The sequence below is a fragment of the Nitrospira sp. genome, from assembly GCA_016715825.1.
Taxonomy (GTDB): Bacteria; Nitrospirota; Nitrospiria; order Nitrospirales; family Nitrospiraceae; genus Nitrospira_D.
Genome location: JADJXO010000003.1, coordinates 392,278 through 418,282, shown reverse-complemented (window position 1 = coordinate 418,282; position 26,005 = coordinate 392,278). Strand labels below are relative to the sequence as shown.

The 26,005-nt window shown below is 55.7% G+C and carries 22 protein-coding genes; 15 read left to right on the top strand and 7 right to left on the bottom strand.

Features of this window, described 5'->3' with window-relative positions; translation table 11 throughout:
• Positions 1–218: 218 nt before the first annotated feature.
• The 7 genes from IPM58_11700 to IPM58_11670 form a co-directional block, all read right to left on the bottom strand.
• Positions 219–446 (bottom strand): helix-turn-helix domain-containing protein, encoded by a 228-nt coding sequence (locus tag IPM58_11700; protein MBK9307723.1) that lies wholly within the window; start codon positions 444–446, stop codon positions 219–221.
• Between the two features lie 142 nt (positions 447–588).
• Positions 589–1,503 carry an energy transducer TonB gene (locus IPM58_11695; protein ID MBK9307722.1) on the bottom strand — a complete coding sequence of 305 codons (915 nt, stop codon included), beginning with the start codon at positions 1,501–1,503 and terminating at the stop codon, positions 589–591.
• Positions 1,504–1,749: 246 nt separating this feature from the next.
• A complete protein-coding gene (locus IPM58_11690) occupies positions 1,750–3,210 on the bottom strand; it encodes a hypothetical protein (GenBank protein ID MBK9307721.1) in 1,461 nt (486 codons plus the stop codon).
• Positions 3,211–3,290: 80 nt separating this feature from the next.
• Positions 3,291–3,623: a hypothetical protein gene (locus IPM58_11685; protein ID MBK9307720.1), complete on the bottom strand. Its 333-nt coding sequence runs from the start codon at positions 3,621–3,623 to the stop codon at positions 3,291–3,293.
• Between the two features lie 44 nt (positions 3,624–3,667).
• Positions 3,668–4,738, bottom strand: coding sequence for a transporter (locus tag IPM58_11680; protein MBK9307719.1), 1,071 nt, complete (start codon positions 4,736–4,738; stop codon positions 3,668–3,670).
• A gap of 95 nt (positions 4,739–4,833) precedes the next feature.
• A complete protein-coding gene (locus IPM58_11675; protein MBK9307718.1) occupies positions 4,834–5,130 on the bottom strand; it encodes a hypothetical protein in 297 nt (98 codons plus the stop codon).
• A gap of 26 nt (positions 5,131–5,156) precedes the next feature.
• Entirely contained in the window at positions 5,157–5,708 is a 552-nt protein-coding gene (locus tag IPM58_11670; GenBank protein ID MBK9307717.1) for a TlpA family protein disulfide reductase, read from the bottom strand.
• A gap of 698 nt (positions 5,709–6,406) precedes the next feature.
• Here IPM58_11670 and secA point away from each other — a divergent pair.
• From secA to IPM58_11595, 15 genes are all read left to right on the top strand, one after another.
• Positions 6,407–9,127: a preprotein translocase subunit SecA gene (secA, locus tag IPM58_11665; protein ID MBK9307716.1), complete on the top strand. Its 2,721-nt coding sequence runs from the start codon at positions 6,407–6,409 to the stop codon at positions 9,125–9,127.
• Positions 9,128–9,350: 223 nt separating this feature from the next.
• Complete coding sequence (locus IPM58_11660) at positions 9,351–10,550, top strand: SAM-dependent methyltransferase (protein ID MBK9307715.1); 1,200 nt, start codon at positions 9,351–9,353, stop codon at positions 10,548–10,550.
• A gap of 65 nt (positions 10,551–10,615) precedes the next feature.
• Positions 10,616–10,987: an NADH-quinone oxidoreductase subunit A gene (ndhC, locus tag IPM58_11655; GenBank protein ID MBK9307714.1), complete on the top strand. Its 372-nt coding sequence runs from the start codon at positions 10,616–10,618 to the stop codon at positions 10,985–10,987.
• A gap of 97 nt (positions 10,988–11,084) precedes the next feature.
• Positions 11,085–11,564 (top strand): NADH-quinone oxidoreductase subunit B, encoded by a 480-nt coding sequence (locus IPM58_11650; GenBank protein ID MBK9307713.1) that lies wholly within the window; start codon positions 11,085–11,087, stop codon positions 11,562–11,564.
• Between the two features lie 73 nt (positions 11,565–11,637).
• Positions 11,638–13,404 carry an NADH dehydrogenase (quinone) subunit D gene (nuoD, locus tag IPM58_11645; GenBank protein MBK9307712.1) on the top strand — a complete coding sequence of 589 codons (1,767 nt, stop codon included), beginning with the start codon at positions 11,638–11,640 and terminating at the stop codon, positions 13,402–13,404.
• Positions 13,405–13,501: 97 nt separating this feature from the next.
• Entirely contained in the window at positions 13,502–14,047 is a 546-nt protein-coding gene (gene nuoE, locus IPM58_11640) for an NADH-quinone oxidoreductase subunit NuoE (GenBank protein ID MBK9307711.1), read from the top strand.
• A gap of 81 nt (positions 14,048–14,128) precedes the next feature.
• On the top strand, positions 14,129–15,433 hold the full coding sequence (nuoF, locus tag IPM58_11635; protein ID MBK9307710.1) for an NADH-quinone oxidoreductase subunit NuoF: 1,305 nt from the start codon (positions 14,129–14,131) through the stop codon (positions 15,431–15,433).
• A 94-nt stretch (positions 15,434–15,527) separates the two neighbouring features.
• A complete protein-coding gene (nuoG, locus tag IPM58_11630; GenBank protein MBK9307709.1) occupies positions 15,528–18,194 on the top strand; it encodes an NADH-quinone oxidoreductase subunit NuoG in 2,667 nt (888 codons plus the stop codon).
• Positions 18,195–18,241: 47 nt separating this feature from the next.
• Positions 18,242–19,309: an NADH-quinone oxidoreductase subunit NuoH gene (gene nuoH, locus IPM58_11625; protein ID MBK9307708.1), complete on the top strand. Its 1,068-nt coding sequence runs from the start codon at positions 18,242–18,244 to the stop codon at positions 19,307–19,309.
• 23 nt (positions 19,310–19,332) lie between these two features.
• Positions 19,333–19,899 carry an NADH-quinone oxidoreductase subunit NuoI gene (gene nuoI / locus IPM58_11620; GenBank protein ID MBK9307707.1) on the top strand — a complete coding sequence of 189 codons (567 nt, stop codon included), beginning with the start codon at positions 19,333–19,335 and terminating at the stop codon, positions 19,897–19,899.
• Between the two features lie 121 nt (positions 19,900–20,020).
• Positions 20,021–20,533 (top strand): NADH-quinone oxidoreductase subunit J, encoded by a 513-nt coding sequence (locus IPM58_11615; protein ID MBK9307706.1) that lies wholly within the window; start codon positions 20,021–20,023, stop codon positions 20,531–20,533.
• The gene (nuoK, locus tag IPM58_11610) at positions 20,530–20,835 is read left to right on the top strand and encodes an NADH-quinone oxidoreductase subunit NuoK (GenBank protein ID MBK9307705.1); all 306 of its coding nucleotides are present in this window, start codon (positions 20,530–20,532) and stop codon (positions 20,833–20,835) included. Before IPM58_11615 ends, nuoK begins: the two co-directional genes overlap by 4 nt.
• A gap of 100 nt (positions 20,836–20,935) precedes the next feature.
• Positions 20,936–22,831, top strand: coding sequence for an NADH-quinone oxidoreductase subunit L (nuoL, locus tag IPM58_11605; protein ID MBK9307704.1), 1,896 nt, complete (start codon positions 20,936–20,938; stop codon positions 22,829–22,831).
• A gap of 94 nt (positions 22,832–22,925) precedes the next feature.
• Positions 22,926–24,533, top strand: coding sequence for an NADH-quinone oxidoreductase subunit M (locus tag IPM58_11600; GenBank protein MBK9307703.1), 1,608 nt, complete (start codon positions 22,926–22,928; stop codon positions 24,531–24,533).
• Positions 24,530–25,996 (top strand): NADH-quinone oxidoreductase subunit N, encoded by a 1,467-nt coding sequence (locus IPM58_11595; protein ID MBK9307702.1) that lies wholly within the window; start codon positions 24,530–24,532, stop codon positions 25,994–25,996. The genes IPM58_11600 and IPM58_11595 overlap by 4 nt, the downstream gene beginning before the upstream one ends.
• Positions 25,997–26,005: the final 9 nt, after the last annotated feature.

Here is a 26,005-nt window from a genome sequence, read left to right as displayed (position 1 = left end):
AATGGTGATGAGCCCCCGTCGGCTCAACGGACATCGCCGCACAGCCAGTGGCCAGCAGAACTAATCCGAGGTACGTCAGGATGGTCACGCATGCAACGTGGCCGATCAGATGATCAAAACGATGTGCGGTGGTGTTAATTGTTCTCACGTCTTTCATATACACCACCCTGCATGACCCGTCCACCCATGCCTGCTCAAGTTGCAACAGAAAGCGTTGGTCAGTCCGCCCTTGATGGTGCATGATCAGCGGTCACCGGCGACGCGCCCGCGATCGCAGTCTCATTCCGCTTGATCAAGCAGGCCACGGACTCGCGAAAGATCCGCAAGCTTCCTTTACCAAGCTTTGTTCCGCGCAGCCGTCCATCTTCCACCCACCGATAAATCGTCCACCGGCTGACAGAGAGCAATTCCGCCGCCTCTCCGACTCGAAGCATTGGTTTTTCAATCGCGCCGGCCAACGAGATCTGTTCCTCTCCAGTCACAGCCATCGAATATGGTTCTAATCACCGACCTCCGAGTGACCCATCTCGCATTGAATGATGTGTGCACAGGCCCGACGTTCTAGGCCATTCTACTTTCACAGACGTATCAATTGGCGAGGCGATACACGATCGGCAAACTCACGACGATTTGTGGCTTGCCCATGGTGTACTTCATATGAAGCGGACAGGCGAGTCTGACCGCTTCCATCGCCGCTTCATCAAGCGCACTGAAGCCAGAACTCTTCTGGACAGTCACGGTCGCGAGCCGTCCATCAGATCGGATCACAGCCTTCAAGATGACCTTCCCTTCTTCTCCGTTCATCCGCGACGTGCTCGGATAGCGCTTGAGCTCCGCCACTCGCCGCCAGAGTGTTTCAGCCAGCCAGCGGTTGTCCGCTTTCATCTCCAGACCGGAGGCCTGTGATTCCGGCACGCTCACCGAAGCGGCATCCATATGACTGGTATGCGTCTCAGCCGGATCAGGAGCCTCTTGGAATACAGCAACATCCGGAGCCGATGCGACCGCAACCGACTCCTGTTCTATAGGTTGCGATTCGATCGACTCAGGGGTGGGCGAATCCGGAACAGGCTCACCCTCATGGGGCTCCACCGTTGATTCGGCTGCTGACTCAGCAACCTGTTCGAGCGGCTCGTCGTGGAACTGAGGAACCTCCACCGTCCGTTCAATCGGATACACTTGTTGACCCCCCGGATATGGAGGTTCGACCGTCTGTTCCGTGGGCATGACCGGCTGGGCAAGCTCCTGTACCGGCTTCGTCCGTGATGGAGGGCGTTGTTTGGCAGGCGGTACTGAAGACTCAACGGCCGATTGGGCCTGCTCGGATAGAGAATCTGGCCTTGCCCCATCCACCAACGCCACATCCCATTGGAACGTTTCGCCTTGAGGAACCGGTTTGATCTGCGCGACAAAAAGGAGCGCCAAGCCGACAACCGCTCCATGCAGAATCAGTGAAATACCCCAGGCAGGCAAGAACAACCGGCTGTGATCGTTCGATGTCATTCTCTTCGCAACACTTTCGTACTGAACAGCAAGCCTTGATATTTGCCTCACTGACATTAGAAAAAATGCGGGGCAGAGGTCAAGGGAAGGATCCTCTGCCCCGCGCTGGTCCGAGCAGGAGGCAGCCTGCTCAGACATGTCTCTACCTCCATCTCAATCACCACACACCAAGGATTGCCCGGCGGCTCAGGTGTTTTGGCTACCCTGAGAGGCCGCCGGTCATTCTGGTGTCGTCACCGCCGCTACTTAATTGTGGTGGCCCGCCAAGGCGCTGCTCTCATACACCAGGAGCCCATTCGGTGCACTGCCGACCGCCACCCGCTGTACCAGCTGATTGCTCGCGGCGTTGATCACCGAGACGGAGTTGTCGTCCCTGTTCGTGACCCAAAGGTGCTTTAGGTTGCCGTCATGCACGTGCAAATCAAGATTGTGGCCTGCCGGAGAAGCCAAGAGCCCGATCTCTGCCGTCACAGTGGGCGCAGCCGGCAAAGCCGCCGTATCAAGAACCACAAGTTTATCCCGCTTGAGATTAGCCTGTTGGGCGGCCGTCAAACCCGTGTTGTCATTCGACTGTGTCAGATACAACTTGGTGCCATCCGGGCTGAACTTGAACGAGCCTGGCGCAAGATCCTGGAGATCTGGAAACGTCGTAACGGCCAGTGGGTTTGCCGTCAAATCGATCACACCCAACTTCCCCAGGACATGATCAGGATCCGTCGCCTTATCGGTGGCGCGCAGGAACAGGAACTTGCCGTCCGGACTGATCCCTGAGGACGAGAAGGGGGCAATATCCACCTTGCGAACGATTTGCATGGTATTCGGATCGACCTCGACGACGTTCTCATACCCTTCCTGACGGCTGTACACTTTTCCTGTCGCGATAGACCAGGCAATGCCGTGCGGAGAAGACGCGTTCGGGGTAGCGACATCGCTGTCGCAGGAAGCTTCCTTGTTGCCGTCACAGAGATCGATCTTATTGATGATAGTCAGATACGTTCCGGAGAGGGAGTTATTGTCGATCACCGTCATCTCGCCACTCTTGGCGCTCGTAATAAACGTGCGCTTGAGAATTGATGCGTCGGTCGCCGTCGGCCTAGCAAATGCCGTGACTTTATGGCCTAGCCCGAAGCAGAGTGTCTTTTTCAACTCCGGAACTTCTCCGCCTGCGCCCAGATGTGAATTGTGCAAAATCGAGATCGACCCTTCTGATTGCGCCGCGCAATTTTCGCCGTCAATCCCCGTGGTAGCATTGCCGTCATTCATCGACCAAATCACCTCCCCATCGACAGCGTCACGATAGATGTGCACTGGCCGCTCCCCTGTGGGGATGATGGTCTCAAAGATTGGTTTCGCGCCACTGAGCGGATCGATGATGCCCACCCCTTTGGCGGCGGTGAGATTCACGAAGACCCAATCGCCTGCCGAGGACGTCATGTCGCCGAGGGCCGAACCTTGAAATTCGTTATTGCCGCCGAGCTTTCCGATCGATTGATTGTTCGTGTCGCCGTCGTGCTTGATCGTCTCCAGAGTTTTGTCACCCGTATTGTTGATGAACACCAACGGGTTCGTGAGTCCGGCGCTGGCGCTAGGTGCCGGCGTCGCAGTGGTGTCATCTCCTGAGCTACAAGCTGCAAGGCTAATCAGCGCAAGCCCTAACGCGCTTGTTGTGACATATGACGCATACATTCGTCTCTTCATCGTTTCCATGGGTCGTTCCTTCCTCGTTTGTAATCGTCGTCTTAACGTTTCTCTGAAGGGAGCGCAGCCGGCTCCCAGCCCGATACGTTTCATGCGATCTGAAACAGAACTTGCGGCGGGCCACGTGGGAGAAATTGGCCATTCACAACAGCGTCCTGCACGGAGATGGCGCCGAGACTCCAGACCAGGTCTATCTGAACGTCCGTAGTACTTTCTCCACGCCCTCCACCACCCTGGATGTCGAGCCCGGCACAATGCCATGTACAATGATTGTGGCTCTGCTGACCATGTTGTGCCTGCCCGTTCGGACAGTGCGGTGCCACCCACTGTGCCGCCAGATTCCCTTGCCCGACCGACAAGAATCCTGTCAGCCACAGCACAGCGCAGCAGCCGGTCAGAGCCTGAGAAACCTGTTGTCGCATCTTCCTCATCATGGCTGAATCAATACCGCTGTTCTGGTCCTGTTCTACGAAGACCCACCAAATAGTTGGAACGACTTCGTCACGCCAAAAATGTAGCTGATCTGTTGCTCCAGGTTGCCGTTAAAGTCTCGATGGATCGGGATTTGCGCGATAAAATAGGCTGAGGCGAAATTGAATACATTCACCATGATGCCCGGTGAATAGGCGACATAGGTCGAGCCGGTTGTCGGTATGGCCCGGAACTTAACAGTCGGATCGAGCAGAATCGGCGCTCCTCCGGGGTTGAATTGAAACAGTGATGCATCCATGGCGTCGTTCTGCATCCATCGAAAATTGAACTGTTGCGTCAACACCAACCATGGGGTCCGTTCAAGCGGGATCACATTAAGCCCCAATGCCCCACTCACTTCATCACCGAACTGATAACCATCGCTGTTCTTAAACGTGTGCCGATAACTCACCGACGCAAACTGGTTCACCCGATGGGGAATCAGTTCATACGTCTGATAAATCATCGGGACGATACCGAAGTTGCCTCGGCCGATCTGCAGCGTCGATTCTGCCAAGGTAGCGCCTTGCGCAAACCGTCCATAGCTCCCTGTGGGGAAATCGATCCCCACGCCAAGTACCACCATGCTCCGCAGAGTGGGCAACACGTTGTACTTCAGTGTGGCCCGAATATCGCCAAGTCCCCTCTCGCTGTACGGCACCGGGGTGAGACCACCGATCTGCGCATCCGACTCAACGTGCTTGTATGGGATTGCCACTTGGATACCGAGTCGTTCGGTCAGACCGTAGTTGAGGTCGAGTGTGGCCGTGCGTGTCGTGGTCTCGATGCGGTTCACATCCAGGTTCGCCAACGTGAGGGTTCTGTCACCCTGACTGGCGAATGGGATGCGTCCGCCCTCACCTGGCGGCGCCTCCATCGGTGTGAAGTTGTAGATAGCATTAATGGTCAGCAGCCCCTTCATCGGCACTTGTTGCTGAGACCCGATTACGACAAAGCAACTGACCGAGCCGCAAGAGGCATCGACCGGAGCTGGGCTGAGGGTCAAGCACACCATTCCGACGACACCAGCGACGGTGAGAACAGAAGACCAGATCGTACGCAGCATAACCCACACTCTTTCTGTTGAGTGACACGACAGGATCCACAGCGCGAACCCCATCGCGAGACACGATTGTTAAAATGACGCGCCGACAGTCGGCGCTAGGCTAGAACGCTGGGAGGCCCGCGGAAGAAATAGGGAAGCGAGAGCACACTGAAGGGTGTTTCCAAGGGAGAACTATCGAGAGATTCCAAAAGATGCAGGTGCGCCGTAAAATACACAACCGACGATTCAATCCCAACACCACCTGCACACAACCATGCGCAGAGGCCGGTTGAATGAGTTCCAGCCTGATGGTCAGCATGGTGTTCGGCATGACTGACGCTTGGGGCGACCATCGCCCCGTTTACCAGTACAAGGCAGAGCAACAAGGCCCAGATGGATGCGGATCGTTTCACTTCTCTTTGCCCCAACAAACGCTCTTCTATTGAGTCGACGCCGCTTTGATTGGCTCTGGCTTTTGGATACGTGCGACGGTATCGAGGATCACCTGCTCGGTCAGGAGCCCGCCTTTGATGTATTCACGAACGACACCTTTTTCATCGATAAACACGCTGACCGGTAAACCAAAGACTCCGAACTGATTCGCCACTTTGTTATCACGGTCCAAGAGCACCGGGAACGTGTGGCCATGCTGCTGGATATGTTCGCGGACTTTCGCCTCGTCTTCTAATTCATTGACGGCCAATACTACAAATCCCTTGTCCTGCAGCTTGTCGTACATGGCCTGCATAGCCGGCATTTCTGTCGTGCAGGGCTTGCACCAGGTGGCCCAGAAGTTGACCAGTACGACCTTGCCTCGATACTGGCTCAGACTCTGTTGTTGACCCGCCAGATCCGTGAGCTGAAAATCCTCCGCGGCGGTCCCCACTGCCGGAACCCGCGAGCCCATTGCCCATACCCCGCCAGTACTGATGAGAACCATGGCACTCAGCAGCAGTACGCTCGGAAGAAGTTTATGGTTGATTTGCTTCATAATTGATGGTCCTCCACTCTGATCAATGCATGGATTCATCCAGAAACATCTTGACCAGGATTCTGTTGCTACGCTGCAACGGAGTTTGGTCATAACGGAGGGTCGCCTAGCTTACTGATTTGCAGGGCAACCAATTAGGAGCAGACGTGCGGAGGAGCGCGACTGGAAGAAACGTGGGATTGTTCAAAACCTGATTCCTTCGCATGAAGGACCGGTAGGAGGGCGACGGGGCGACGTTCGGCCTGAATCAACACTACTTCGGTATCGAGGACCGTACCGGCTGCACACATCCATGAACAAAGCAGTGTTCCATGCGTGGCCGCCTGGTGCTCTGCGTGGTGGCTCGCGTGCTCCGCTGCTTGGACCTGGGCCAACCCGCCGACAAGTACAAGACAAATTACGAGAGAGATCGTGAGAAGTTTACGGGGTATGCTTTTCATTTTCAGATACCAAGCACCGTGACCAAGACGACGGCATCCGAACGTGATCCATTGCAACAAAGCCCCACGGATGCAACAGATGCTACAAGTAGGGCCGAATGGTAGGCGACAATGGCGCCGCTTGTCAAGTCGTCGTCATGCTCCTTCAGGATCGAGATAGGATTCATGGAGTGGATGCTGTATACTCCCAAGCTTAACGAGACATCGACGTTCATTCACAACGACTATTCTCATTTTTATCTTATTCATCTTAACTCTATGGTTACACAAGTACTCAATTTGATATTCGGCAGCAAAAACGATCGAGAAATCAAAGCCCTACGTCCTATCGTGGACCAGATCAATGGGCTAGAAGCGAGCCTTACACCCCTCTCCGACGAAGCCCTCGCCGATAAAACGCAAGACTTTAAGAAGCGACTCGAGGCCGGTCAGACGTTGGACGATATCTTGCCCGAAGCCTTTGCCGTCTGTCGGGAAATGTCGCGCCGCATACTCAACATGCGGCATTTCGACGTGCAGTTGATCGGCGGCATGATCCTTCACCGAGGCCGGATCGCTGAGATGAAGACCGGGGAAGGCAAAACCTTGGTGGCCACCCTGCCCGTGTATCTGAACGCCTTGGAAGGCAAGGGTGCCCATCTCGTCACCGTCAACGATTACCTTGCCAAACGAGACGCCCAATGGATGGCACAGCTCTACCATGCCCTTGGTCTGTCCACAGGGGTCATTCAACACGACGCGTCCTTCATCTACGACCCGACCTACGAGGCCTCGGATAAACGGCTGCAACACCTGCGCCCCTGCACCAGACCTGAGGCCTATCGCGCCGACATTACGTACGGCACGAACAACGAGTACGGGTTCGATTATCTCCGCGACAACTTGGTCGTCACGGATCTGAGTCAATGTGTCCAGCGCGAGTTGAACTTCGCGATCGTGGACGAGGTCGACAGTATTTTGATCGATGAAGCCCGGACACCGCTGATCATCTCAGGCCCGACCGATCAAACGACCGACCTTTACTATCGAATCAATGCGATCATTCCTCAGCTTAAGCCGGAAGACTATACGATCGAAGAGAAGACCAAGACCGCCTCGCTGACCGAGGACGGCAACGCGCGGGTCGAACAATTGCTCGGTGTCGACAACCTGTACGACCCGGCCCACATGGACATGGTCCATCATGTAGTGAAGGCGCTACAGGCCTATACCCTCTATAAGCGCGATGTGGACTATGTGGTGAAAGACGGCGAGGTTATCATCGTCGATGAGTTTACCGGACGTCTGATGCCGGGTCGCCGCTGGAGCGACGGGTTGCATCAAGCCGTCGAAGCCAAAGAAGGGGTCAAGATCGCCAACGAGAACCAAACGCTGGCATCCGTCACCTTTCAGAATTACTTTCGCATGTACAACAAACTCAGCGGCATGACCGGCACCGCGGACACGGAAGCCGCGGAGTTCGCCAAGATCTACAATCTCGATGTCAACGTCGTGCCGACCAATCGTCAGATGATCCGGCAGGATTATGCCGATGTGGTGTACCGCACCGAGAAAGAGAAATTTTTAGCGATCGTTGAGGAGATCAAAGAGTGCCATGAGCGCGGGCAACCGGTGCTCGTGGGCACTATTTCGATTGAAAAATCAGAAAAACTGGCCGGCCTGTTGAACAGGAACGGCGTCAAACACAACGTCCTGAATGCGAAACAGCACGAGCGTGAAGCAGAAATCGTGGCACAGGCCGGACGGAAAGGTTCGGTCACGATCGCCACCAATATGGCCGGACGCGGCACCGACATCTTGCTGGGCGGCAATCCAGAATTCATGTACAAGCAGGTGCTCTATCGCGACGAGAGCATCCCGGAGAGCCGGAAGCTCGAGATCTTCGAGGAAATCCGGTCGGATTGCGAGAAGAACAAGCAGGAGGTTCTCACGGCCGGAGGCCTTCACATTTTGGGGACAGAGCGGCACGAGAGTCGCCGGATCGACAACCAGCTCAGGGGACGAGCCGGCCGCCAAGGCGACCCCGGTACGTCGAGGTTTTATCTCTCGCTTGAAGACGATCTGATGCGGATCTTTGCTTCGGAGCGAGTGTCCCAGTTGATGCTCAAGCTCGGAATGGAAGAAGGCGTGCCCATCGAACACGGCATGGTCACTCGCGCGATCGCGAACGCGCAAAAGAAGGTAGAAGCCCACAATTTTGAAATCCGCAAACAGTTGCTTGAATACGACGATGTCATGAATAAGCAACGTGAGGTGATCTATCGGCACCGGAGGGCCGTGCTGAACGGCGACAACCTCACCAACGACTTGCATGACATGATCGACAGCTCGGTGGAGTCGACCCTGCATGTGTATTGTCCTCCCGATCAGTATCCCGAAGAGTGGGACGTCAAAGGGCTGACCGAAGTCATGCAGAGTCAGTTTGGTTTGGATATCACACAGGGGAAGGACGACGGTGGTGATGCGCTGCGGGATGTCGGGCGGGATGCCTTGTTGGAAGATCTCCGGACCCAGGCTCGGGAAGGCTATACCAAGAAAGAGCAAGAACTGGGACCAGAATTAATGCGTTTTCTCGAGAAGACATTCATGCTCCAGGTGATCGACCACCATTGGAAAGATCACCTGCTGGGGATGGATCACCTGCGAGACGGGATCGGCCTTCGCGGGTACGGTCAGAAAGACCCGCTGATTGAATACAAGCGGGAAGGCTTCGACCTCTTCTCCGGTATGATGGAACGGATCAAATCCGACACGCTCGATCGCCTCTTCCATGTGCAGGCCGTCCGGCAGGAAGGGGAGCAGCCGGGTCATCCGCCCCAATCGATCCCGTCACGTCCGCAACCGCGAATGACCTTGAATCGAGGCGAGGAACCGATCGCGGCCCCTGCTCCAGCTCAACGGACTGAGAACAAGGTCGGCCGCAACGATCCCTGCCCCTGTGGATCTGGAAAGAAGTATAAAAAGTGCCACGGGGTATAGAGCCGCTTGACTGAGATACCTGGGGAATCATCGTGCCGTTTGGATCCGGCCGTTTCACTTCCCCGCTGCCGTCACGATCTCCTTCACCTATCGCTTCAAGCACGATTCCCCCTTACTTCACCTTGACTTAAGGGAGTTCCAGACGCTACCCTATGCCCCTTTCATGACCCTGGCAAATGGGTAACCACTACCCATAATCTAATGGGTGTCGATTTTTCCATTGATGACGGTTAATTGGGGGCTTTCTGTGAACACAGGCCATCCAGAACTTGTCGCCGCCATTGCTGCTGAAATCGGCGCCTCAGGCCCCATTCCGTTCGTTCGGTTCATGGAATTGGCGCTCTACCATCCGCAGTTCGGCTACTACATGCGTACGCCGGAATACCCGACTGAACGAATCGGTTGGCATGGCGATTTCTATACGAGTTCGGATGTTCATCCTATTCTTGGACAGGCCTTAGCGAAACAAGCTGAGCAAATGGATCGACTGCTTGGGCAGCCCACCCCATTTACCGTGGTGGAGATGGGTCCCGGCAAAGGGTTGCTGGCACGACACTTTTTATCCGCCTGCCGGCGAAATTTCCATGATCTATTTGAGCGTCTTCACTACATCTTCATCGATCGGAGCCCGGCGATGCGTGAGGTACAACGTACGAACCTCGCACCATGGCTCGATCGGCCGAACCTCCTCACATGGACGGACGACCTTGAAACCGTCGCCCCTCAACCTGTGACCGGACTCTTCCTGAGCAATGAACTCATCGACTCCTTTCCCGTCCATCGGATTCAGGTTACGGCCGATGGAATAGAGGAGCTCTGTGTGGACTCTCACAACGGGCAGTTCGTTGAATGCCTCCGTCCGCTGTCATCTGACATCTTGACCAATCACGTACACCGACTGCGCATCGATTGGCCCGTGGGCTACAGGACCGAAATCAATCTTAATGCATTGAGCTGGATGAAGCAGATAGCTCAGTTGCTCGATCGAGGATTCGTCCTGACCATTGATTACGGCCACACCGCCCAGGATCTCTATCGAGCCGATCGAAAAGGCGGGACATTCCTCTGTTACTCGCAACACTCCACCGGTGAGGAGCCGTTCCTCCGTGTCGGAGAGCAGGACATGACGGCCCATGTGGATTTCACGGGCCTGGCCCGCACCGGTAAAGAATCTGGCCTCCAGACGACCGGCTTTACCAATCAGCTGAGTTTTCTGATGGGGCTCGGCATCGAACACATGATCACGCAGCTGGAGCAGGACAGTCCTGCGTTCAAAGCCGCCGTTCACCTTCTTCGACCGAACGGCATGGGGACCACGTTCAAAGTCCTGATCCAGCATAAGGATATCGTGAATCCTGAACTAGACGGGTTGAAATATAAGCCTTTTTTTGGCGAAGCGCTCGCGGCGCAGTCGGCTGCCTGAAGGGTTGAGCATGGGTGCGTCCATACAACCCCATCCGCTCGCCATGAGACTGTAGAAGGTTCGTTATGGGCAATTTGACGGCTCCGGAAAGCTACCTACCGATCCTGGTCTTCATCGGTGTCGGCATGGCCCTCGGGGCGATGGCTCTCTATCTCGGACGCTTTGTGCGTCCTGACCAGCCTTATCGAGCAAAGTTGGCGCCGTATGAAAGCGGGAGCCCCATCTTTCAGGATGCGCGCGTCCAGTTCCCCATCCGGTACTACGTGATTGCGATGCTGTTTGTCATCTTCGACATCGAGACCGCGTTCATGTTCCCGTGGGCGGTTGCATTCAGGCATCTTGGGATTGTGGGCCTCGTCGAAATGATCGTCTTCATTACGATCTTGGTGGTGGGATTTTGGTATGCCTGGAAAAAGGGAGCGCTCGAATGGGACTGACGCTGGGCTGTTGTTCGTCTCGTGTGAAGCGTGACGTGCAAACGGTGCGCACTCCGCTTTTGACGAACGACGCTTCACGAACGACGAGAGACGGGTCATGAGTCTTCTTGAACGACAGCTTGATGCAAATGTCATGACGACGACGCTAGATTCCGTCGTCAATTGGGCCAGAAAGTCTGCGCTGTGGCCGATGACGTTCGGGTTGGCGTGCTGCGCGATTGAAATGATCGCCAGCGTCTCCTCCCGCTACGACCTGGACCGCTTCGGCGCCGGCGTCTTTCGCGCCTCGCCCCGACAGTCGGATCTCATGATTGTCGCGGGAACGGTGTCGCGAAAAATGGCCCCGGTTATTCGCCGGATCTACGACCAAATGCCTGAACCTCGCTATGTGATCTGCATGGGATCCTGCGCGACATCGGGCAATCATTACAACAGCTACGCCGTCGTTCAAGGCGTAGATCAGATTGTGCCGGTCGATGTCTATGTTCCCGGTTGCCCGCCCAGGCCGGAGGCGTTGTTGGATGGGCTTCTTAAGTTACAGGAAAAGATTCAGCGCGAAAGGGTCTTCGTGAAGTAACGGTCCAGCTCCCTCCGCGGTGTGGAGGGGGATGAAAGACGAACACATCGATCTGTGAGCTTGATGATCGCTGATGATTGACGAACACATACAATCTCTCACTGATACCATGCTGGATAGGTTCCCGGAGGGGGTGCTTTCCGTCGACCTCGATACGGTTCGCTCAGAAGTCACCGTTCAGGTGGCCGCGTCAAACATCTTGACGATCGCGCGTTTTCTGCATGACGATCCACAGGCCTGCTTTGATCACATCACCGATATCTGCTCCGCCGACTACCCGGCCGATCAAGAACGGTTTGAAGTCATCTATCTCCTCTTGTCGCTTCCGTTCGGAAGGCGCATTCGCCTCAAAGCCCGGGTAACCGAAGACGATCCCACTCTCGATTCCGTCACGAGTGTGTGGCAGGGCGCAACCTTCTTGGAGCGAGAAGTCTACGACATGATGGGGATCCGATTCACCGGGCACCCGGATCTGCGTCGCATCCTGCTCCCGGAGGACTATGCGGAAGGCTATCCCCTGCGCAAGGACTTCCCGACGGAAGGTCGTGGGTGGCGCAGTCAGTTCGACTTTATCCCCCGGTTCGATGAACCGCCGGTCGAACAGGTTGCAGGTGAAGTTCCGGAAGAGGACAAGAAGCCGTTTCTTTCCGAACCGCCCACATCCTCCGCACACCGACGGGAAGAACTCTTATTGAATATGGGCCCACAGCATCCAAGCACCCACGGAGTGGTGCGGGTCGTTCTTGAACTTGATGGGGAACGGATCATCAAAGCCACCCCGGACCTTGGCTATCTGCATCGAGGTGTGGAGAAATTGGCCGAAGGGTTGGCCTACATGCAGATCATTCCACATACGGACCGGCTGGATTATGTCTGTGCGATGTCGAACAACTATGCCTATGTTCGAGCCGTTGAAAAGCTGCTCGGCATCGCCATTCCAGAACGGGCCGAGTATATCCGCACCATCGTGGCGGAGATGCAGCGTATCGTCGGACACCTCTTCTGGTTGGGTGCCCAGGCCTTGGACATCGGAGCGATGACCGTCTTCTTTTGGACGTTTCGGGAGCGAGAGATCTTGCTCGACATGTTCGAACGGCTGTGTGGCGCGAGATTGACCCTGAATTATTACCGGATCGGGGGTGTGGACAGTGATTTCACTCCAGAATTGGTGGATCAACTCAACGCGTTCCTGGAAACGTTTCCCGCAAAAGTCGACGAGTACGAGTCCCTGCTGGCCAACAACCGAATCTGGCTGGGACGGACCAAACACATTGCCGTGATCTCCGGCGAAGACGCAATCAACTTCGGTATGACCGGTCCCACGTTGCGCGGATCCGGCGTCGCCTACGACGTTCGCAAGCTCGAACCCTACGGCGTCTACGATAAAGTGGATTGGGAAGTGCCGGTCGGAAAGAACGGCGATACCTATGATCGCTATTGGATCCGCGTCGAAGAAATGCGGCAGAGCGCACGGATCATCAAGCAATGTCTCGATCAGATGCCGCCCGGACAGATCATCGCCGAAGCGCCGCAATACATTCCGCCGCCCAAACAACGGGTGATGCGGGATATGGAGAGCTTGATTCATCACTTCATCATCTTCACCCAAGGCTTCAAGCCTCCGAAGGGGGAAACCTATTGCGCAACCGAAGCACCCAAAGGTGAACTGGGGTTCTTCATCATCAGCGACGGGAGTCCTCGTCCCTATCGGCTGAAGATTCGATCTCCGTCCTTCATCCACATGGGAGCGTTCGATTACATGGCCCGTGGGTACTTGATCTCCGACATCATCACGATTTTCGGCACGTACGACGTCGTGATGGGAGAGTGCGATCGATGATCTCTGAACGGCTGACAGGGCAGAACACCGGCAGGCTGACATCGGGAGCCTGTCAGCTTGATCCTTGCACGCGTGTCAGCACCAGGACGAAGCACGCATGACGTTTTCCGAAAAATATAAAGATGAAATCACCGACATCTTATCCCGCTATCCGGTCAAGCGGTCGGCCTTAATCCCGCTTCTCTATGTCGCCCAACGCGATCACGGCTACGTGACTGAAGCCGCGATGCAAGAGATTGCGGCCCTCCTCAGACTGACGCCGCCGCAAGTCTACGAGACGATTACCTTCTACACGATGTTTCATCTCAAGCCCGTCGGCAAGTTCCACCTGCAGGTCTGCAAATCCCTCATGTGCGCCCTCGTGGGCTCAGACACGGTGATCGGATGGATTGCAACCAAGTTGGGAATCGCCCCGGGAGAAACAACCGCAGACGGACTGTTTAGCCTCAGCGCCGTGGAATGTTTGGCCGCATGCGGGACCGGTCCGATGATGCAGATCAACGATGACTACTACGAGCAACTGACGGAAGACAAGTTGGATCAAATTTTATCCGATCTCCGTTCAACGGGAACCAGTTCCCTTAAGAGCGGGCCTTTCATGTGGCCGGGAGCGACGCCCGCGGAGCGGGCGTGTGAAGCGTGATCTGTATTTCGTCGTTCGCACGAAAGCACGTCGGGTTATCTGACGCTTCACGTTTCATGAGCGACGTTTTACGAGTGTAAGATGCCGAAACACGAACTCATTCTTCTGAAAAACATGATGCAGCCAGGCTACACCGGCTCCTTGCCTGACTACGAAAAGACCGGAGGCTATCAGGCCTTGCGCACGACGCTCGGCAAGATCGCTCCGGCCGATGTCACGGCCATGGTCAAAAACTCAGGCTTACGCGGTCGTGGCGGCGCGGGCTTTCCGACCGGTGTCAAATGGGGGTTCCTGCCGAAGGATTATCACGGTCCCCGCTATCTCTGCTGCAACGCGGACGAGAGCGAGCCCGGCACGTTCAAGGATCGACAGTTGATGGAGCGCGACCCCCACCAAGTTCTGGAAGGGATCGTGTTGGCCTGCTACGCGATCGGCGCGGAGACTGCCTACATCTACATCCGTGGTGAAATGGTCCTCGGCTCCCAGATCTTGGACCATGCCATAGCCGAAGCACGAGCCGCCGGGTACATCGGGAGAAACATTCTCGGCACGGGTGTTCATGTGGACGTCTGGGTCCATCGTGGGGCCGGTGCGTATATTTGCGGTGAGGAAACAGCCCTGTTGGAATCTCTCGAAGGCAAACGCGGGCTGCCGCGGATCAAACCTCCGTTTCCAGCGACGCATGGCCTCTATAACAAGCCGACCGTGGTCAACAATGTGGAGACGCTGGCCAACCTGCCGCATATCATCCGTCGTGGGCCAGAATGGTTCGCCGCCATTGGGTCACCTCCCAAGAGTACGGGCACCAGAGTGTTTTGTGTCAGCGGACATGTGAAACGCCCCGGCAACTACGAAGTTCCGATGGGTGTGACGGTACGAGAGTTGGTCTACGAACATGCCGGCGGGATGCGCTCCGATAAACCGATCAAGGCGTTCATCCCCGGAGGAGCATCAGCACCCTTTTTAACGCCGGCCCATCTTGACGTGAAGCTCGATTTTGAACACGTCGCAGCGGCAGGATCGATGTTGGGATCCGGCGGCGTAACCGTGATGGAAGAAGGGACCAGCATGGTCTGGGCGGCGCTCAGACTGATGGAATTTTTCTACCATGAATCCTGTGGGAAATGCAGTCCTTGCCGAGAAGGTAGTTCTTGGCTTGTCCAAACCCTACGCAGGATCTTGGCCAAGCGTGGTCGGATGCAGGACCTTGAAACCTTACTGGATCTATGCAAGAACATCGCAGGCCGTACGGTCTGCGCCTTCGGCGATGCAGAGGTTGCCCCCATCCAAAGTACGCTGAAGTACTGGCGGCAGGAATACGTCGACCTCATCAGGGAAGCAGAGGCCGCCAATCTGATCAAACTGGAACCGGTGGGACGAGGATGAAGGACGCTGACAAGGAACAGGCACGCGGGCTGACAAGGATGGACGCCCTGATATCAGCTTGTCACCCTGTATGCGTGTCGGCAGAATGTGCCCTATGATAACCCCCACTGCACAGATCGTCCGTCTCACGATCGATGGGATGACGGTCAAGGTCCCGAAAGGAACATTGGTAATCGAAGCGGCTCGACGGGTCGGCGTCATGATTCCGCATTTTTGCTATCACCCGAAACTCAAGCCGGATGCCAATTGCCGCATGTGCCTGGTTGAAATCGAAAAGATGCCTAAGCTTCAAACCGCCTGCAGCACGCCGGTCGACGAGGGGATGAGCGTGCGCACCGCCACGACCGTGGTGAACGATGCCCATCGTTCGGTGCTCGAGTTCATTCTCGCCAATCACCCACTCGATTGTCCGGTCTGTGATCAAGGGGGAAAATGCGATCTCCAAGATTTCTCCCATCAATACACGGCAACCAGTCGCTTCACTGAAACCAAACGCATCTTCTCCAAAGAGTATTTCAGTCCGCTCATCGAAACACAGATGAATCGCTGCGTCCAGTGTCTCCGCTGTGTCCGTTACTGCGATGAGGTCATGGATGTAAAAGCGTTGGCACCGGTCGGGCGTGGAACCATGACCGAAATCAAGCACTTCGGTCCGCATCCGCTGAATTGCGAGTTCTGCGGAGGCTGCGTGCAAATCTGCCCGGTCGGCGCAATTACCAGCCGGCTTTCAATGTACGAATATCGGCCCTGGATGTTGAAACGAGCCGACACGATTTGCGGATACTGCGGAGATGGATGTCAGATGACCGTCCAGACGAAAGGCCAGGAGCTCATCGAGGTGAACTCCGCGCACGGGGCCGGTCGAAATAATGGAGACCTGTGCGCTCGCGGGTTTTTTGGATTTCATGCGGCCAGCCACCCTGACCGCCTCACCCATCCGCTGATTCGGCGAAACGGGGCCCTCGTCAAAACGACCTGGGAGGACGCCTTGGAATACGTTGCCGGTCGTATCCATGAACTAAAGACGCTGCATGGAGGACAAAGTTTCGGAGGATTGATTTCAGGTCGTTGCACCAACGAAGAGTTGTACCTCTTTCAGAAATTTATGCGCGTGGCCATCGGCACCAATCATCTCGACAGCAGTGCCCGATACGGTCACGTCAACGCCTTGCACGCGATGCGACTCGTCCAGGGAACCCATCGGTGGACCGTCACGTTTGAGGATATTCTGGACGCCGATGTACTGGTCCTTGTCGGCACGAACATCACCGAGACGAATCCCATCACGGGGCTCAAAGTTAAAGAAGCAGTGAAGAAGCGCCACGCAACGCTGATCACCATTGAATCGCTGATACCTGTCGTCGACACAATCAGCAACATCACCAATCTTTCCCATCATCATTTTCCCATCCCACCCAGCGAGATGCAGAATGGTATCCTCGGTCTCTTGAAGGCCGTGGTGGAGGAGAATCTGATCGTACCGGATCTCGCACAGCAGTACCCTACCTACGTCAATGCCGTGACGGCGTTGCTGCGAGAGTTCTCTTGGCAAGACCTTCAGCGAGCCACCGGTATCGAGCCCGACTCGTTTAGACAAGCCGCCAAGGTGTTGGCTGCGGGACGCAACGTGATCGTTCTGACGGGACCGGTACTCCTGCGCAGTGAACAGGGGTACGCTGGAGCGTTATCGATTCTCGATCTCCTCATTTTGACGGGTAAGTTGGACCAACCTGGGTGTGGATTTGCACCACTGGCAGAAGAAAACAATGACCAAGGCGCGGTCGAAATGGGGGCCTTGACCGAGTTTCTTCCAGGAGGCTGTTTCCTTGATGATGCCGCGAACCGTGAACGATTCGCAAAACTGTGGAAGGCAGAGCTACCACCTGCCGGCGGCGCTTCGCTCGTCGAAATGCTGACGCGTGCCCAGGAAGGATCCTTGAAAGCTCTCTTCATCGTGGGTGAGAATCCCGTGGCAAGTCTCCCCGCACCGATACGCGCAGAGGATTCGTTGCGGAAATTAGATTTGCTCGTGTGCCAGGAGCTGTTTTTAACTGAGACGGCGTCCCTGGCCCATGTCGTCTTACCGGTTGCATCGTCGATGGAAAAAACAGGGACGTTTACCAATAGCGAGGGGCATGTGCAGGCCGTTCGTCCATCGATTGAGCCGATTGGTGAAAGCCGTCCCGACTGGGAGATCTTCGCTGCGCTCTGCATCTTGCTCGGAATGTCGATGGAGTACACAGAGAGCAAAGACATCTTGAAAGAGATCCGAGGCGCTATTTCAGGCTATGGATCGCTTGGACCGACACCGTCGCCCCTGAAAGTCGACCGCAGCGCGATGGATCGTTACCTCCGTGAGGGTTACCATCCCAATCTCGGGATGCGATACCGACTAGCCCCACAGAAATCCAGACCGGACGGCACGCTGCAGGTAGGATTTGGACAGAGTCTGTTCCACTCCGGAAAGCTCTCGACCCGTTCGAAAGGCCTCCGTCAGATTGAAGACCGTGGGCAGCTCCGAATTAATCCTGTCGACGCCGCCCGTTTTGCCTTGATGGATGGAGATCGCGTCCGCCTCTGCAGTCCCTCCGGAGAAATAACGACCGAGGTTAAAATTATGGCGCGAGTACCTCAAGGTACCGCATGGTTTCCGGATCACTTCGGCCAACCGGCCCTCGGGCTGTTTGACTGCGCAGTTGATCCGATCACGCATGTCCCCTCATTCAAAACAGCTACAGTGTCGATGATGAGGGTCGCGTGACGAGCCACGACTGTTACTGATGCCTATGCTAATCCAGGAGTCTTATCGTGAGTGAATTAGGGTTGCGTCTTGCCATCTCTCTGACCCAAATCGGCGCCATCATGGGAATCGTCATCGTGACGGTACTCCTTCTCACCCTGGCTGAACGAAAAGTGCTGGGGTGGATGCAGGACCGCATGGGCCCCATGGAAGTGGGACCATACGGAATCCTCCAACCCTTTGCGGATGCGATCAAACTGTTTTTCAAGGAGGATATCATCCCCGCCGGCGCCAACAAGCTCCTCTTTACCATGGCGCCGATCATCTGCCTGATTCCTGCGTTTATCGGGTTTGCCGTGATTCCCTGGGGGCCGAACTGGACGTTTGAGATCGGTGGCATCACCGTCAAGCCCTTCGTGATCAGCGATATCAATATCGGCATTCTGTATATCTTGGCCTTCGCCTCGCTCGGCGCCTACGGCATCATCATCGGAGGATGGGCCTCGAACAGCAAATACTCCTTGCTCGGGGGGTTGCGCTCGGCAGCACAAATCATCAGCTATGAGCTCAACGTCGGGCTTTCCATCATCGGGATAGTCATCCTCGCCGGCTCGCTTAGTTTAGTGAAGATCACCGATGCCCAACAGGGTTGGTTTTGGCACTGGTATCTATTCGCCCTTCCGGCACCGCAGATTTTTGCCTTTGTCGTGTATGTGATTTCTGCGGTGGCCGAGACCAACCGCGTGCCGTTCGATTTGCCTGAGGCCGAGAGTGAACTGGTCGCCGGATTCTTCACCGAATACAGCGGGCTCCGCTTCGCGTTCTTCTTCCTCGCCGAGTACGCCAACATGGTCCTGGTGTCTTGTGTGGCTGCCGCACTCTTTCTGGGTGGCTGGAATGCCCCGTACCCCGGAACTATTCTTGAGCTCTTGGGCCTGCCGTCGTTGGCGTGGATCGAGAACACCATGTGGTTTGCGGTCAAGACCTACTCATTCTTGTTCCTCTTTTTCTGGCTGCGTGCGACACTGCCGAGACTGCGATACGATCAGCTCATGAAGTTCGGCTGGAAAGTGCTGTTACCCATTGCATTGGCGAACATCGTCGTCACATCCATTGCCGTATTCTTCACGCAGTAGAAAGCAGAATCGACGGGACCGCCATGTTATCAACCGTACGCTCCAAACGCCTGAGCCTGTCCGAGTGGCTCAAGACCATTACGTTTTATGAAATCCTGGTCGGCATGAAAGCGACTCTGTCCCACGTGCTCAACTACCGACCGATCACATTGCAATATCCTCACGAGAAACGCACACTGCCGGACAACTATCGTGGCATGCTCGCTTTGCTCCGGTATGACGATGGAACCGAGAAGTGCGTGGGCTGTGACCTCTGTGAAGCAGCCTGTCCATCCCGTGTGATTCGTGTCGTGAGCGCCGAGGTGCCAGGAGAACCGACAAAACGCTACTCGAAAGAATATTATATGGACATGACCCGATGCTTGTTCTGCGGGATGTGCGTCGACGCCTGTCCCGTCGATGCGTTGGGAATGACGAGAGAGTTTGAATGGGCGGTCTTTGACAAGCGACAACTCCATCTGAATAAACAACAGCTCCTCGCGATCGGCGACCGTTCGTTTCCGATCCGTGAGAAGCGCCTAGAACTGCAGCATCCGAACGTCGCGTTCTTCAACGTACCATTCACACACGTTCCGCCTAAGCCGAACTGATCCGAATGGAACGCATTGGGAAGGTCCCATGACCGCCGCCCAGTGGCAGAAGTCCTGGACTGTCGACCGTTAACTGAGGAATCGTACCGTGGCGTACGTGTTTTTTGGATATTTCGCGGGAATGATTACCATCACCTCCATTCTCGTGGTGGTACTCAGAAACCCTGTCTATAGTACGTTGTCTCTCCTGGTCATGTTTTTCCATGTCGCCGGACTGTATATCACGCTGCATGCCGAATTCCTTGCCGCCGTGCAAATCATCGTCTATGCCGGAGCAATCGTCGTGTTGTATCTGTTCGTAGTCATGTTGCTCAACGTCAACCGCGACGACCGGTACCACAGCCAATCGCGAATCGCCGTCTTTGTTAGCGTTCCCTTGTCGATCGAATTTCTGGTGTTGCTGTCGGACGGCATGGGCGCAGCCCGCCGTGACCCTGCCGCGATGGCTGTCGACGCTCAGACCTCCGACAATACCCTAACGATTGGCCAAGCGCTCTACTCAACCTATTTATTCCCGTTTGAAGTGGCTTCCCTGATTCTCCTCGCCGCCATGATCGGCGCCATTCTCATTGCCAAACCCCACATCGGCAAAAACGAGGACAAGGATTTACCCCAAGCCCCAGGTGTCCAATGAGCGTCCCTGTGTTTTACTACGTCATCTTGAGTGCGATCGTATTCCTCACGGGTGTTGTTGGCGTATTGATTCGTCGCAACATCATCGCCATTCTTCTGTCCATCGAGTTGATGCTGAATGCGACCAACATTAATTTCGTGGCATTCTCCGACCATCTACAGGTCATTGGAGGGCAAGTGTTCGTCTTCTTTGCCTTGACGGTGGCAGCGGCAGAAGTCGCGATCGGTTTGGCGATCATCATCGCCTTGCATCGATCAAAATCGACGATCAACGTCGAGGAATTCAATTTGCTCAAATGGTAAAGGACCTCCGTGACGACGCGTCAGCCTTCACACGCCGACTCCCCCTGGTACTTCGTTGAGGCCTATTCCGAGCTGATGACCATCGAGTAATATCTCCACCATGCTCTACGCACTCATTCCACTCCTCCCGCTGGCCGCGTTTCTCGTTCTCGGCCTACGTGGTTCGCAGATCAGAGACCGTGCGCACGTCACCGCGGTTCCAGCAGTATTGTTATCCTTCGCGTTGTCGCTTGCAGCCTTTATCGAAGTCGCCTCCGGTTCGGTGATTTCCGTCCCACTCTACACGTGGCTCGTCTCGGGGGATCTCGATATTCACATCGGTCTCCATATCGATCGACTGACCGCCGTCATGCTCCTGCTGGTGACAGGAGTCAGTTCACTCGTCCACATTTATACGATCGGCTATATGCACGGCGATCCAGGCTATGCTCGGTTCTTCAGCTATATCGCCCTCTTTACGTTTTCCATGCTCATGCTCGTGCTTGCCGACAACTTGCTCCAGCTCTTCATATTTTGGGAAGCCGTCGGACTGTGTTCCTATCTACTGATCGGACATTGGTATGAACGTGCATCCGCCTGTGCGGCGGCTACCAAAGCCTTCCTCGTGAATCGAGTCGGAGATTTTGGCTTCATCTTAGGCCTGCTCTTAGTCTGGTATCACTTCGGATCGCTGAACTACCTCGATATCTTTCCGGCTATCCATGAAGCAACCGATCTGACCATGAATCTCCTCGGCCCGTTCGGAGGCATGTGGGACGTTTCTGTCTACACTCTGATCGCGCTCTTGTTGTTCACCGGCGCGGTGGGTAAATCGGCGCAGGTCCCTCTTCACGTTTGGTTGCCTGATGCAATGGAAGGCCCTACGCCCATCTCAGCACTCATTCATGCCGCCACCATGGTCACGGCTGGGGTCTTCATGGTCGCCCGACTCGCCCCCATTTATAACGTGTCCCCCACGGCCATGAGCGTCGTGGCGGTGACCGGCGCCGCCACGATGGTCCTTGGCGCGACAATCGCCGTGACTCAGACCGACATCAAACGCGTGGTGGCCTACTCAACCGTGAGTCAACTCGGCTACATGATCATGGCCTGTGGCCTTGGGGCCTATGCCTCAGGCATGTACCACCTCCTGACCCATGGTGCCTTCAAGGCCCTGCTATTTCTCGGCTGTGGCTCGGTCATCATTGCGCTCCACCATGAGCAGGATATGCGACAGATGGGTGGTCTCAAAGACAAACTGCCGACCACCTATTGGACGTTTGTGGTGGGTTCATTGGCTCTCGCTGGGTTTCCACTCACAGCGGGTTTTTTTAGCAAGGATGAGATTCTCGTCTCGGCCTGGTCGTCAGGAGAACTTGGTCAGGTCTTGACCGTCTTGGGTCTGCTGACGGCGCTGTTGACCGCCTTCTATAGCTTCAGACTTGTGTTCGTCGTGTTTTGGGGTTCTTCGCGTGTCGACCCACACCATGCGGCCCACATTCATGAACCTTCGCAGACGATGACGAGACCACTGCTTATTCTAGCCGGCCTCAGCATACTGACGGGGTATCTTGGCATCCCATCATTTTTGGAGCCGGCCTTTTCCACCGGACACGAGACCGCTGCTCAGCATGGTTCCGATGGCTTCACCATCATGTTGACCGCGACAGGCTTAGGCCTGGTCGGCATTGCCGCCGCGTATTATGTCTACGTGGTGAACCCTGATCTACCTGACCGCGTCGCTAGGCGGTGGAGAAGCCTCTATGAAGCCTCTCTCAACAAATGGTACGTCGATGAGCTGTATGACTACCTGTTCGTCCAGCCGACGTTCAGGGCAGCGTCCACGCTTTGGAAACGGGTCGATGTCAACGTGATCGATGGTGCCGTCAACGGAATCGCTCGGATAATTACGTGGGGAGGATGGATATTGAGGCTCATCCAGAGCGGCCAGACTCAACACTATGCGCTGGGAATGGCCCTGGGCATTGTTGTTTTGACGGCCTATCTTCTCCTGTGATGGGTATGAATAGCATGATAAAGAAGAGTGAACCCAGCATGATTCGACTCCAACACGAGACACCCTCCTCCACATTCGCCGAACGAGAAGCCCGATGAGTGGATTTCCCTGGCTTACGATCTTGATTTTCCTGCCGCTGATTGGGGCCGCCCTCATCTTTGCCGTCAAAGACAGCTCCGTACGGCTTGTTGCGCTCGGCATTACCGTGACCGACCTCCTGATCTCGCTGCCGCTCTGGTGGCTCTTCGATGCATCCTCCGATCAGATGCAATTTGTTGAATCGGCCCGATGGATCCCCGCGCTCTCCATCAGTTACAAGCTTGGTCTGGACGGAATCAGCCTGCCTCTGATTATTATGACAACCATCCTGATGCCGCTCTGCGTTCTGATCTCCTGGCACGCCATAAAGGCGAGAGTTCGAAGTTTTATGGCCATGCTGTTGATCATGGAATGCGCCATGATCGGCGTCTTCTGTGCGTTGGATTTCGTCCTGTTCTACGTATTTTGGGAGGCGATGCTGATCCCGATGTATCTGTTGATCGGCATCTGGGGGGGACCGAACCGTCTCTATGCGGCTATCAAATTCTTCTTGTATACCTTCGCCGGCAGCGTCCTCTTGCTGGTCGCGATCATGGTCTTATATTTCCAGGGCGGCCATACGTTCGACGTTCTGGCGCTGAGCCAACAGACCTACGGACTGGGACTCCAGATCTGGCTTTTTGTTTCCTTCTTCATCGCGTTCGCCGTCAAAATTCCCATGTTCCCCTTCCATACCTGGCTCCCGGACGCGCACGTGGAAGCCCCCACGGCCGGCAGCGTGATTCTCGCGAGCGTTCTGCTCAAGATGGGGGCCTATGGGTTTCTACGCTTCAGCCTCCCCATGTTGCCGGATGCGTCACGGCTTCTCACTCCGTTGATGGTCATACTGTCGATCGTGGCGATCATCTACGGTGCCTATATGGCTCTGGCTCAGGATGACCTCAAAAAACTCATTGCCTATTCAAGCGTCAGCCACATGGGATTCGTAACCCTAGGCCTCTTTATGTTCAACATTCAGGGGATTGAGGGTGCCGTCATGCAGATGGTGAACCACGGCATCACCACCGGTGGGCTCTTTCTCTGTGTGGGCATGATCTACGAGCGGACCCATAGCCGTCAGATTGCCGACAATATCGGGCTCACGAAGCCGATGCCTCGTTATGCCACGTTCCTGGTTATTTTTGCACTCTCCTCGCTGGGTCTTCCCGGCACGAACAGTTTCGTGGGCGAATTTCTGGTCCTTGTCGGCACGTTCCTCTGGAGCAAGATTGCCGCCGCGTTGGCGGCTCTGGGGATTATCCTCGCTGCCGCCTATCTCCTCTGGATGATTCAACGGGTCGCCTTCGGCGTGCCGGCTGCGCACCTGCTTCCAAGGCTGCGCGATTGCAACCCTCGCGAGATGGCGATGCTGGTGCCGCTCGTGGTCCTGATTTTCTGGATCGGGTTGTTTCCGAATCCGATGCTGACCCGCATGCATACCAGCGTGGAGAAAGTGATCGCACGCGTGACACCGGCTTCCCAGGAGGAGACAGCCTTGCGCCATCGCCAGAATTCCTTGTCTGTGCGACCTGCACTGTCCGCAAATCTTGAGCGAGCTATTGATCGAGAGATGCCCGCTCCTCCACACTTCGCCACTGTCCCGACGAAGGAACAGCGACCATGACATTCGCAGTCGGAGACCTCTTTCTGATCCTACCGGAACTGCTCGTCATCACGACGGCCTGCATCGTGCTTGTACTGGATCCGGTGCTGCAGCGGCCCGCTAAGGACGGCCTGGTGTGGTTAAGTCTGGGAACGCTTGCCATTTGTATGGGACTCACGGCCTCTCAGATCGGTGAGCCGACCTTGATTTTCAGCGGTCTTGTCGTCATCGATAACTACGGAGCTTTCTGGAAGGTACTTCTGTACTTCGTGACCGGCCTCACCATCCTCCTTTCCTATTCGTACCTCAAGGAAGAGCGCCTCTATTACGGCGAATACTATGGGTTCATTCTGCTCGCGCTCACCGGAATGATGGTCATGGTATCGGCCTCAGATCTCCTGACGATTTATCTTGGCACTGAGTTGATGTCTCTTTCACTGTACACCATCACCGGACTTAAGCGCGCCGAACCACGTTCTCTCGAAGCCTCCGTAAAATATTTCGTGTTAGGCGCATTTTCATCAGGTATTCTTCTCTACGGTATCTCACTCCTCTATGGAGCAACCGGCAGTACCAGACTTCCCCAAATTGCCGTCGCCATCGCCGGCCAAGGACTGAGCGAGCCGTTACTCCTGTTTGCGACAATCCTACTCGCGGTTGGATTCGGCTTTAAGCTCGCCGTCGTGCCGTTTCATATGTGGACCCCCGACGTCTATCAAGGCGCCCCGACCTCTGTGACCGCGTTCATGGCGGTGGCTGCGAAGGCCGCCAGCTTCGGCGCGTTCCTGCGGGTGTTTGTCGAAGGCTTGGGAGGGCTCAAGGCAAACTGGTCGGCGACTTTTCTCGTGCTCTGCATCGCAACACTCCTGATCGGGAACATCGTCGCTCTGGTCCAAACCAACATCAAGCGCATGCTGGCCTATTCAAGCATCGCCCATGCGGGCTACGCGCTGATCGGCGTGGTGGCGGCCGGACGGATCGAACAGTCCTCCGGCATCGCCAGCGTGCTCCTGTATCTCGCGCTATACACTTTCATGACCTTCGGGGCGTTCGCAATCGTGGCGATGCTTCGTAAAGGCGGTGTCGAAGGAGAAGAGATCGAAGACTTTACGGGGCTCTCACAACGTCACCCCGTAGCCGCACTCTTGATGCTCATCTTCATGGTCTCATTGGCTGGTATTCCTCCGACTGCCGGTTTCGTTGGGAAATTGTATCTCTTCCTGTCGGCAGTGGAAGCAGGCCTGACATGGCTGGCAGCTCTTGCCCTGATCTTCGCCGCCATTTCGGCCTATTACTATCTGAGAGTCGTTATGGTGATGTATATGCGGGAGCCGATCGATCAGTCGGACAACGCTCCGCGCTTGGTGATGTCTCCGACTCTCTCCATCGTCTTGGCCTGCGCCGTCGCCGGGGTCGTCATTTTCGGGGTTTACCCCAACCCACTCGTGAGTTTTGCGACGCAGGCTGTGTCGACACTCAAATAAGTCCTCGCG

Coding starts and splice junctions, on each gene's coding strand:
- IPM58_11695 (MBK9307722.1), bottom strand. CDS start 1,503: ATGACATCGAACGATCACAGCCGGTTGTTCTTGCCTGCCTGGGGTATT.
- IPM58_11690 (MBK9307721.1), bottom strand. CDS start 3,210: ATGGAAACGATGAAGAGACGAATGTATGCGTCATATGTCACAACAAGC.
- IPM58_11685 (MBK9307720.1), bottom strand. CDS start 3,623: ATGCGACAACAGGTTTCTCAGGCTCTGACCGGCTGCTGCGCTGTGCTG.
- IPM58_11680 (MBK9307719.1), bottom strand. CDS start 4,738: ATGCTGCGTACGATCTGGTCTTCTGTTCTCACCGTCGCTGGTGTCGTC.
- IPM58_11670 (MBK9307717.1), bottom strand. CDS start 5,708: ATGAAGCAAATCAACCATAAACTTCTTCCGAGCGTACTGCTGCTGAGT.
- secA (MBK9307716.1), top strand. CDS start 6,407: ATGGTTACACAAGTACTCAATTTGATATTCGGCAGCAAAAACGATCGA.
- IPM58_11660 (MBK9307715.1), top strand. CDS start 9,351: ATGACGGTTAATTGGGGGCTTTCTGTGAACACAGGCCATCCAGAACTT.
- ndhC (MBK9307714.1), top strand. CDS start 10,616: ATGGGCAATTTGACGGCTCCGGAAAGCTACCTACCGATCCTGGTCTTC.
- IPM58_11650 (MBK9307713.1), top strand. CDS start 11,085: ATGAGTCTTCTTGAACGACAGCTTGATGCAAATGTCATGACGACGACG.
- nuoD (MBK9307712.1), top strand. CDS start 11,638: ATGATTGACGAACACATACAATCTCTCACTGATACCATGCTGGATAGG.
- nuoE (MBK9307711.1), top strand. CDS start 13,502: ATGACGTTTTCCGAAAAATATAAAGATGAAATCACCGACATCTTATCC.
- nuoF (MBK9307710.1), top strand. CDS start 14,129: ATGCCGAAACACGAACTCATTCTTCTGAAAAACATGATGCAGCCAGGC.
- nuoG (MBK9307709.1), top strand. CDS start 15,528: ATGATAACCCCCACTGCACAGATCGTCCGTCTCACGATCGATGGGATG.
- nuoI (MBK9307707.1), top strand. CDS start 19,333: ATGTTATCAACCGTACGCTCCAAACGCCTGAGCCTGTCCGAGTGGCTC.
- IPM58_11615 (MBK9307706.1), top strand. CDS start 20,021: ATGATTACCATCACCTCCATTCTCGTGGTGGTACTCAGAAACCCTGTC.
- nuoK (MBK9307705.1), top strand. CDS start 20,530: ATGAGCGTCCCTGTGTTTTACTACGTCATCTTGAGTGCGATCGTATTC.
- nuoL (MBK9307704.1), top strand. CDS start 20,936: ATGCTCTACGCACTCATTCCACTCCTCCCGCTGGCCGCGTTTCTCGTT.
- IPM58_11600 (MBK9307703.1), top strand. CDS start 22,926: ATGAGTGGATTTCCCTGGCTTACGATCTTGATTTTCCTGCCGCTGATT.
- IPM58_11595 (MBK9307702.1), top strand. CDS start 24,530: ATGACATTCGCAGTCGGAGACCTCTTTCTGATCCTACCGGAACTGCTC.